The organism is Thiolapillus sp., from assembly GCF_048562965.1.
GTDB classification, from domain to species: domain Bacteria; phylum Pseudomonadota; class Gammaproteobacteria; order Chromatiales; family Chromatiaceae; genus Thiolapillus; species Thiolapillus brandeum_A.
Window position 1 is genome coordinate 1 of sequence record NZ_JBHNMF010001669.1, and the last position, 520, is coordinate 520.

The 520-nt window shown below is 57.1% G+C and carries 1 protein-coding gene; it reads left to right on the forward strand.

Annotated elements, in window-relative coordinates:
* Positions 1–49 precede the first annotated feature (49 nt).
* On the forward strand, positions 50–520 hold a 471-nt coding region (locus ACOCD2_RS26130; protein WP_419584139.1), incomplete at its 3' end, for a hypothetical protein.

A 520-nucleotide genomic window follows, 5' to 3' on the forward strand; every position in this document is an offset into this window, starting at 1 on the left:
AATGGAAGCTCACATAGCGCCCGTCAGGCGAGATACTGGGATAGGTGCTGTGATCATTGCCAATATATCCGTGGCTGCTCTGGCTGACCAACTCAAGGGTCTTGTTGACCAGGTCATAGCGCAAGCGTGTCTTCGGCCTCGTGATAGATTTTGGGACATCCCAGTCCCCAAAATCGACTCGGCCTTTGACAACCTATTGGTGCCCCAGCCGTCCTGGTCACCAAGCACTACGCAACAACTTCGCAAGCTCGTTGCTGCTCCGTACTTGGCTCCCAATGACTGGACGCCGCGTTCGGAGGCCTACTTTGTTTTCCCTCTGGCGCAAGGCACGCCGGGAAAACAGTGCGGCCTCGCGGCTACTGGGGTCTACCAGCCTTCGCTTCGCTCTCCATGGCTGGCAGCGGAAGACGTCGGAGGCGTCATTGAAATCACCACCAGGCGCCAGGTTACTGGCCAGGGACTTAAAGGCAATATAGCGGCCATCGTCAGATATGACCGGGTAAGCGCTCTGAGCGTTTGC